Origin of the sequence: Okeania sp. SIO3B5 (assembly GCF_010692555.1) — a bacterium.
In the GTDB taxonomy this organism is placed as follows: Bacteria; Cyanobacteriota; Cyanobacteriia; order Cyanobacteriales; family Microcoleaceae; genus Okeania.
Genome location: NZ_JAAHHG010000446.1, coordinates 1 through 8,300, shown reverse-complemented (window position 1 = coordinate 8,300; position 8,300 = coordinate 1). Strand labels below are relative to the sequence as shown.

Here is an 8,300-nt window from a genome sequence, read left to right as displayed (position 1 = left end):
AAGACTGGAGCCAAAAATATAAACAATTAAGAGAATGCTATAGAAATTTAGGCTTCCTTCCTAGAATCAAAATGAAGGAAGAGCAGACACCAAATTTTTCCAAAAAAGATATAGAAAAGAAAGTTCAGAAAATAATTCTTGAGATTCGGGAATTAGAGAAAGAGTGGAAAATTCTCCTCAACAACTGGTTAAACAGTTCAGATTTTAATCGTATAGAAAAGGAACTACGGACTAAATTTAACCCTTCAGATAAAGTCCGATTAATTATTCAATCTGAAGATAATTTAATCCAGCACATTCCCTGGCATCTCTGGAATTTTTTCTCAGATTATCAATTTGCTGAAACTGCTATAGGTTTGCCAGAAGCTAACCGAGTCGAAAAGTCAAATGCCCCTAGAGAAAAAATTCGCATCTTAGCAATTTTTGGAGATGACAAAGGCATAAATGTTGAGGCAGATAAACAATATTTGTCTAATTTCTCAACAGAAGCAGAAATTGTTTCTCTAGTTAAACCAAGTCGCCAAGAACTAGATGAAAAATTATGGGATGAAAAAGGTTGGGATATTCTTTGTTTTTCTGGTCATAGTCAAAGTAAAGCTGATGGGAGTACCGGATATTTTTATTTGGGAAATGAAACAAAAATGACAATAGAGGAATTAGAAAATTCTCTGGCAACAACTATTAGGAAAGGTCTAAAATTAGCAATTTTCAATTCTTGCGATGGATTAGGTTTAGCCAGACAACTTGCTAGGTTACATATTCCGGCAATTATTGTTATGCGAGAAGAAGTAGCAGATGTAGTTGCCCAGAAATTATTGCAGGACTTTCTGGAGTTATTTGCTAGTGGAAAATCTCTATATATTTCTGTGCGAAAAGCGAGAGAAAAATTACAAATAATGGAAGATAAATTTCCTGGTGCAAGTTGGTTGCCAGTCATTTGTCAAAATTCCGCAGAAATGCCTCCGTCATTCCAGTGCGGGCATCTTCCCCCCCAGTAATATACCTTGATTAATTATCAAAGGAGAAAAATTACTATGAAATTTACCAATCCCAAGGTAGATTATGCCTTTAAAAAAATTTTCAGTTCAGAACAGAGTACAAACATTTTCATTAGCTTTATCAATCATCAGTTAACCCAATAAATAAATTTTCTACTTAATTTTTCAGGAGTGTATCTAGTGCTAAATCATTTATCCAAACAACCACTTTACAGTTATCAGTTAACAGTTATCAGTTATCAGCTATCAATTAACAGTTATTAGTCATCTTTAGATGACTTCTGCTGTGAGCCAAGAAATTTATTTCTGGGCGGATGAAAAAGAATCACTTAAACTTTTAGAGAGCAAATATAATGCTAATTAATACATCCAAACAACCACTTTACAGTTAACAGTTATCAGTTATCATTTGGCAGTTATCATTTGGCAGTTAACAGTTATTAGTCATCTTTAGATGACTTCTGCTATGAGCCAAAAAATAAATTTATTGGCGGATGAAGCGGGTGAAAAAGAATTACAAAATAAATAATTTTTCTACTTAAACTTTCAGAGGTAAATATAATGCTAATTCATTCATCTAAACAACCACGCAAAAATTATCAAGGCCGTTCTTTTAAAAATCAAGATTTGAGAGGTGTAGATTTCTCTTATGCAGATATAAGAGGAGCAAATTTTACCGGAGCAAATCTCACGAATGCTAAGTTCAATTATGCTTTAGCAGGATTAACAAAAACTCGGATAATTATCATATCTATTGTTACAGCTATCCTATTTATAACTGCGGGTATTGCAGCATCGATGGCTGTCTATGTTCCCTCACATTTTTTCCGCTATAAATCAGATGAAATAAATTACATTGTTGCAGTCATTTTCACACTTCGATTATTTGTCAATATTAGTTTATTAGTAATTACTATTCGCAAAGGAATTTCAGAAACAATAAAATATTTCTTTTACCTAATTTCTCTAATTATACTAGCAATTCCAATACTTGCAAATTTGGGAATGAGGGAGGAAAGAGTTGATAGAGTTTTCCGTTTTTTCGGAATTTCAGAAGCACCAGATTGGGTTCTTTCATTAACAGGAAAATTAAGAGTTTTCAGAGGTAGCAGCGGTATTATCAGAAGTGCAAATGATCTGTTAAATAGTAATAGAGATGTGAGTCCGTTTATGGATACAATTGTCACTATGTTTATCTCTATAGGGGCAATATTTGTATTAATTTTTACCTTCAGTTTAGCAGTGGTTTTAGCTGAAATTATCGCTGAAAAATGGTTAGCAAATAGAGCAGCAGTAGGAATATTTTTAGTATTTGCTGGAGGAGCTATTATTTCAAATTATTTTAGAAGTCGTCCTCGTTCGTGGATTATTATTATCCTGTATATAGCTTTTTCTTGCACCCTAATATTAATAGCTCAACATCTGGCAAAAAAGATATTAGCTGAAGACCAAAATAATATTTTTCTCCTACGATTAGCTGTTGCCATTGGAACTCTAGGAGGCACTTGTTTTAAAAATGCAAATTTAACCGATACCGACTTTAGTCACGCCACTCTCAAAAGTACAAATTTTCGATTTGCTAATACTACTAGAACATTCTGGCGACAAACCAAATATCTAAAATTTGCCAGAGTCGAAGCAACTATATTAGAAGATATAAAAGTCAGAGAATTATTAATAACTGGATACGGAAGAGACCAACAATATATAAGTGCCAACTTAAGAGGAGCAAACCTCATGAGTGCCGACTTGAGTAACGCCAATTTCAAACTAGCAGACTTAGGAGAAGCTTCTCTTAAAGCTGCCAACTTAAACAACGCAAATTTAACCGAAACATTAGCAATAGGCACTAACTTTACCACCGCTCAAATGTCAGGAACTTGTCTAGAAGGTTGGAATATTGACCACACTACTATCCTCGACAATATTGAATCAAAATATATCTATTTATTAGAGAAACCAAAACCAGAAACAGACGATAGAGAACGTCGCCCCAGTAGTGGATATTTCCAAAAAGGAGACTTTACAAAATTATTCCAAGAAGTCTTGAATACCGTAGACTTAATATTCCGAAATGGAGTAGATGCCAAAGCATTTATGTCATCTTTCCAACAAGTAAAAGGGGAAAACCAAGAAATTCCCATGAAAATTCGAGGCATGGAAGATAAAGGTGATGGAGTAGTAGTAATTACCATTGATGTACCCCCAGAAACTAACAAAGAAAAAATCCATCAACAGTTTCTCCAATTCTATGACAAAAATCTCAGAGTGCTAGATGAAAAATATCAAAAAGAATTACAAGAAACCAAACGACAGATAAATCAAAATATTCAGGAAAGTGAGAGAACTACTCAGATAGAGTTGGCAAAAATCAAGAAACAAAATGCTCGCTCAGAAGAACAAAAGAATTACATGATGTCTTTGGTTAATCAGATATTTCAAAAATCAAGCTCTGCCAATTATTTAGTGACTCTCAATTTTGCAGGGGGAAGTTTTGCCACAGGTTTTCCAGTTATTAGAGCAAATATTTGGTCAGACTCTCATCCTTTACCAACTTCTTTTACAGGTAACTTACCCCCAAACTTAAAAATTCCTCAACTCTATCAAGACTGGAGCCAAAAATATAAACAATTAAGAGAATGCTATAGAAATTTAGGCTTCCTTCCTAGAATCAAAATGAAGGAAGAGCAGACACCAAATTTTTCCAAAAAAGATATAGAAAAGAAAGTTCAAGAAATAATTAGTCAGATTCAGGAATTAGAGAAAGAGTGGCGATCGCTAATTAATTACTGGTTAGACGAAAATAATATTTTTCTCCTCCGACTTGCTATTGCCATTGGAACTCTAGGAGGCACCTGTTTTAAAAATGCCAATTTAACCGATGCCAACTTTAGTCATGCCATCCTTAAAAGTACAGATTTTCGATTTGCTAATACCACCCGAACATTCTGGCGACAAACCAAATATTTAAAATTTGCCAGAGTTGAAACAACAATATTAAATAACCTAAAAGTCAGAGATTTATTAATAACTGGAGACGGCAGAGATAAACAATATATAGGAGCAAACTTAAGGGGAGCAAACCTGATAAGTGCCGACCTAAGTAATGCCAATTTCAAACTTGCCGACTTAAGCGAGTCTTCCCTACAAGCTGCCAATTTAAACAACGCAAATTTAACCGAAACATTAGCAAGAGGTACTAACTTTACCACCGCTCGAATGTCAGGAACTTGCCTAGAAGTTTGGAATATCGACCACACTACTATCCTCGATAATGTGGAATCAAAATATATCTATTTATTAGAAGAACCAAAACCAGAAACAGACGATAGAGAACGTCGCCCCAGTAGTGGATATTTCCAAAAAGGAGACTTTACAAAATTATTCCAAGAAGTCTTAAATACTGTAGATTTAATATTCCGAAATGGAGTAGATGCCAAAGCTTTTACATCCTCCTTTAAAAAGGTGCAAGTAGAAAATCAAGGCATTCCGATGGAAATTAAATCTATGGAAAATAAAGGCGATGGAGTAATAGTAGTAAAAATCGACGTACCCCCAAAAACTAACAAAGAGAAAATTCATCAGGAATTTGTACAAATCTATGATGAAACTGTCATAGCATTAGAAGAAAAATATCAGAAACAGTTGGCAGGAATAGAAAAACAAGTTAGTCTATACCGCCGAAAAACTGAGGAAACTGAATATCGAATGTTCTTGATGAATCAGATATTAAAAACCCAAACATCTGCCAATGCCATCACCAGAGAAAAATTAGTTATTCTCAATTTTGAAGGAGGGAACTTGACAAAAGGTTTTACCAGAATTAAAGCTTATATCTGGTCAGATGGTCATCCTCTCCCCATGGATATTACAAGTAACTTACCCTCAAACTTAGAAATTAATCAACTCTATCAAAAGTGGAGTCAAAAATATCAAAAATTAACAGAATTGTATCAAAATTTCAGCCTGTCCTCTAGAATCAAAATCAAAAAAAATCAGAAGATAAATGTTTCTATAAAAGATGTAAAAGAAACAATTGCTCAGATTCAAGAATTAGAGAAAGAGTGGCGACTTCTCCTGAATGACTGGTTAAGTTTTCCTAGTTTTGCTCGGATAGAAAATCAACTACGAACAAAAATTAAGCCTTCAGATAAAGTCCGATTAATTATTCAATCTGAAGATAATTTAATCCAACGCCTTCCCTGGCACTTATGGAATTTTTTCTCAGATTATCAATTGGCTGAAACTGCCATAGCTCTACCAGAAGCAAACCGAGTAGAAAAGTTACATATTACTCGGGAAAAAATCCGCATCTTAGCAATTTTTGGAGATGACAAAGGCATAAATGTTGAAGCAGATAAACAATATTTGTCTAATTTCTCAACAGAAGCAGAAATTGTTTCTTTAGTTAAACCAAGTCGCCAAGCACTAGATGAAAAATTATGGGATGAAAAAGGTTGGGATATTCTTTGTTTTTCTGGTCATAGTCAAAGTAAGCCTGATGGGAGTACTGGATATTTTGATTTAGGAAATCAAATAACAATAACAATAGAGGAATTTTCTAATTCCCTAGCAACAACTATCAGGAAAGGTCTAAAATTAGCGATTTTCAATTCTTGCGATGGATTAGGTTTAGCCAGACAATTTGCTAGGTTACATATTCCGGCAATTATTGTGATGCGAGAAGAAGTAGCAGATGTAGTTGCTCAGAAATTTTTGCAGAATTTTCTGGAGTTATTTGCTAGTGGTAAATCTTTATATGTTTCTGTGCGAGAAGCGAGGGAAAAATTACAAGTAATGGAAGATAAATTTCCTGGTGCTAGTTGGTTGCCAGTTATTTGTCAAAATCCCGCAGAAGTTCCTCCGAGTTGGGAATAGTTATCAGATAGAGCTGGCAGAAAGAGAGAAACAAATTACTCGCTCAGAAGAGCAAAATAAATACATGATGTCTGTAGTTAATCAGATATTTCAAAAATCAACATCTGCTTTATCATGCCAATTTTGAGGGTGGCTTGACCAAATTATTATCGCCTATAGAAACTGAAAAGTTTAAACGCCTCGCTTCAAAGCCAAAAAGTCTACTTCAACATTATTATGAATTGACAAATCTCTCAGAGTTATCTAAACATGAAGCCGAACAAATGGAAAAAATACTTGAAAGAGCAGAATCAGACGATTTACTAAATTATTGGATTGAAAAAATAGATCGCTTAGTTTATGAGGATTTAGGTTTACTGACTGAAGAAAAGCTCGACTATTATGAGAAGCAAAAAACAAGGGGTAAAGAATTTTTTGTTAATTAAGATGTAAGCATTTCCTGCCGAATGATGTTGTAGCTAGGCAAATTAGGTTCAGCCCAACAAATATATTTTTTGTTGGGTTAACCTTTGGGAAGCAACCTAAGTTTATTAACCCAACCTACAATAGACTGTTTTTCTGATTAGATATCTAACAGACTTGATAATCAGAAGCCAAAGAAAGTAATTTCTAAATCAATTCCCAAATTACTGAATTTATGGATAAAATACTCTCCCATAATCTTGAGAGAGCTGACCAATAAACAAAACTCATTTAATTACTCAAGAACTGTGATTTTATCCTCCTTCTTAACTTCTTCCTGAATATCAACCTTAATTTCCTTAACAGAATCACTATCACTATTTCTTTTATCTACATCGGTCGTAATTTTCATTCCTTTAGGAGTTACTTCAAGATGAAAAAGGTATCGACCGTTAATCATGTGAATTGTGGTTAAAGCTCCAATAGAAAAAATAAGGACTCCGCAAAGTGGAAAGGTAATTTGCCAGATAGAAAACTGCTGTTTCATAGAATATTTACCTCAACTGAAGACCAATGTATTTATTAGAGGATGTTCGTACTGATTTAAGACTTGTTGAACCCCTCTATTATGTATGTGGCTTTTCCATGAAGTGTCGTGACAATGTTGATACTAAATCTGCAACTTAAACACCAACAATTTTTCCCTTGGTTTGGGATTTAGAGCAACTGCCAGAAAATTTTTCAAGCATATAACAGTTACAGGAAAGGTGAGGATATATCAAAAGTTTAAAACTCAGACAAAACCAAATTTTTTCTTTTGCCTTCTGCTATATTTTGTACTTGTTAAATAGCATTGCTGAGGGGCTGGATGGATATAAGTGGTAAGTGGGAGCAGGCATCCTGCCTGTCTCCATCCTGCCTGTCCCTGCCTGCGGTGAAAATATGTGGAGGCAGGCATCCTGCCTGCGGTGAAAATATCAGGAACGGGCAAGATGCCCATTCCACTTCCACTTCCACAAAAGTATTAAAATCCCAAGCGCATTTATGCAACGCCTGCTAAATTGAGCGATCGCCAACTAAAATCTCTAACCTTTCACAACTGCTACCAAAATTTTCACTTTCTTCTCAGGAAAGCGATCGCTAATCATCAAAAAGTCGTTTCAAAGCAACAATTAGACAAGAAGGAGAAATATAGGTTTAACTTATCAAATCAGCCATTAAAATTTTTTATTCCAATAAAACAATTAAACATTCCAATTCAACAATTCCTGATTTTTCCCAAATTATTACAAAATATTTCACGAACTTGCGTTATTTCAGCGATTTGGTATCATACAGATACATAGTCTATTGTGCCAATGTTGTATTTAAAAAGAAGAAATTTTATCTAAAAAAAGCCACAACCTTCTATTTTTCGTCAATATAGGGTGCAAAAATTTATACTTTCTCTACGGTTGAATAAATCTCAAAAAAACAAATTTAGAATAGGTATCTGTGCTTAAGCAATTATAGCCATTGACAGATTTATTTTTTATATGGTAGCAAAATTTATCTTCAAGATAAAATATTCCATAAATGCCTAAATAATGCTCGATCTATAATTTTGTTCTTAGAGCGATCGCCAATCAAAATTTTTAATCTCAACTTAAAGAGGCGATCGCGCAAAATCACAGCGGTTTTCAGGAAAGTCGAACACAAGCTAATAACTACAATTCTTTTAGAGAGCTTGGAGAAAAAGTTTCTACTATGGTCTAATATCAAATCCGGTAGCATCGGTATAATTAGGGTTTGCGTATGGAAAGCATGAGTGGCAGGGGTAGGAAGCCAGAATCGCTGAAGTCAGGAGGAATGGGAATTATAGAAGAGGTAGTCAGAAGAATCGTAAAAGTGATTTTCTTCCCCTATGTTGCCCAAAATACGCTCCTAATTGAACCATTACCACCTAAAAGCTGGTACTCCCTTAGTACCTGAAAAGGGTAAAACCAAAACCAGTCAAGACGCGTGATATTTAATCAGCAAGCC

General features: G+C 34.4%; 7 protein-coding genes. 5 read left to right on the top strand and 2 right to left on the bottom strand.

The genetic code is table 11. From position 1 onward, the window contains the following. The 4 genes from F6K54_RS34995 to F6K54_RS34980 all read left to right on the top strand — a co-directional run. Nucleotides 1–998, top strand: a 998-nt coding sequence (locus F6K54_RS34995; protein ID WP_293088295.1) for a CHAT domain-containing protein, incomplete at its 5' end; no start/stop codon positions are given. A gap of 36 nt (nucleotides 999–1,034) precedes the next feature. Continuing rightward, on the top strand, nucleotides 1,035–1,142 hold the full coding sequence (locus F6K54_RS34990) for a PD-(D/E)XK nuclease family transposase (RefSeq protein WP_366558232.1): 108 nt from the start codon (nucleotides 1,035–1,037) through the stop codon (nucleotides 1,140–1,142). A gap of 417 nt (nucleotides 1,143–1,559) precedes the next feature. Next, complete coding sequence (locus tag F6K54_RS34985) at nucleotides 1,560–5,876, top strand: pentapeptide repeat-containing protein (protein ID WP_293088293.1); 4,317 nt, start codon at nucleotides 1,560–1,562, stop codon at nucleotides 5,874–5,876. 134 nt (nucleotides 5,877–6,010) lie between these two features. Beyond that, nucleotides 6,011–6,301, top strand: coding sequence for a hypothetical protein (locus F6K54_RS34980; protein WP_293088292.1), 291 nt, complete (start codon nucleotides 6,011–6,013; stop codon nucleotides 6,299–6,301). Nucleotides 6,302–6,573: 272 nt separating this feature from the next. Here F6K54_RS34980 and F6K54_RS34975 read toward each other — a convergent pair whose 3' ends face one another. After that, on the bottom strand, nucleotides 6,574–6,825 hold the full coding sequence (locus tag F6K54_RS34975) for a hypothetical protein (protein WP_293088291.1): 252 nt from the start codon (nucleotides 6,823–6,825) through the stop codon (nucleotides 6,574–6,576). Between the two features lie 514 nt (nucleotides 6,826–7,339). On the opposite strand from F6K54_RS34975, the gene F6K54_RS34970 reads away from it, so the two are divergent. After that, nucleotides 7,340–7,624: a hypothetical protein gene (locus F6K54_RS34970; protein WP_293088289.1), complete on the top strand. Its 285-nt coding sequence runs from the start codon at nucleotides 7,340–7,342 to the stop codon at nucleotides 7,622–7,624. Between the two features lie 208 nt (nucleotides 7,625–7,832). Here the strand turns inward: F6K54_RS34970 and F6K54_RS34965 are convergent, their stop codons facing one another. Then, the gene (locus tag F6K54_RS34965) at nucleotides 7,833–8,051 is read right to left on the bottom strand and encodes a hypothetical protein (RefSeq protein ID WP_293088288.1); all 219 of its coding nucleotides are present in this window, start codon (nucleotides 8,049–8,051) and stop codon (nucleotides 7,833–7,835) included. Nucleotides 8,052–8,300 lie beyond the last annotated feature (249 nt).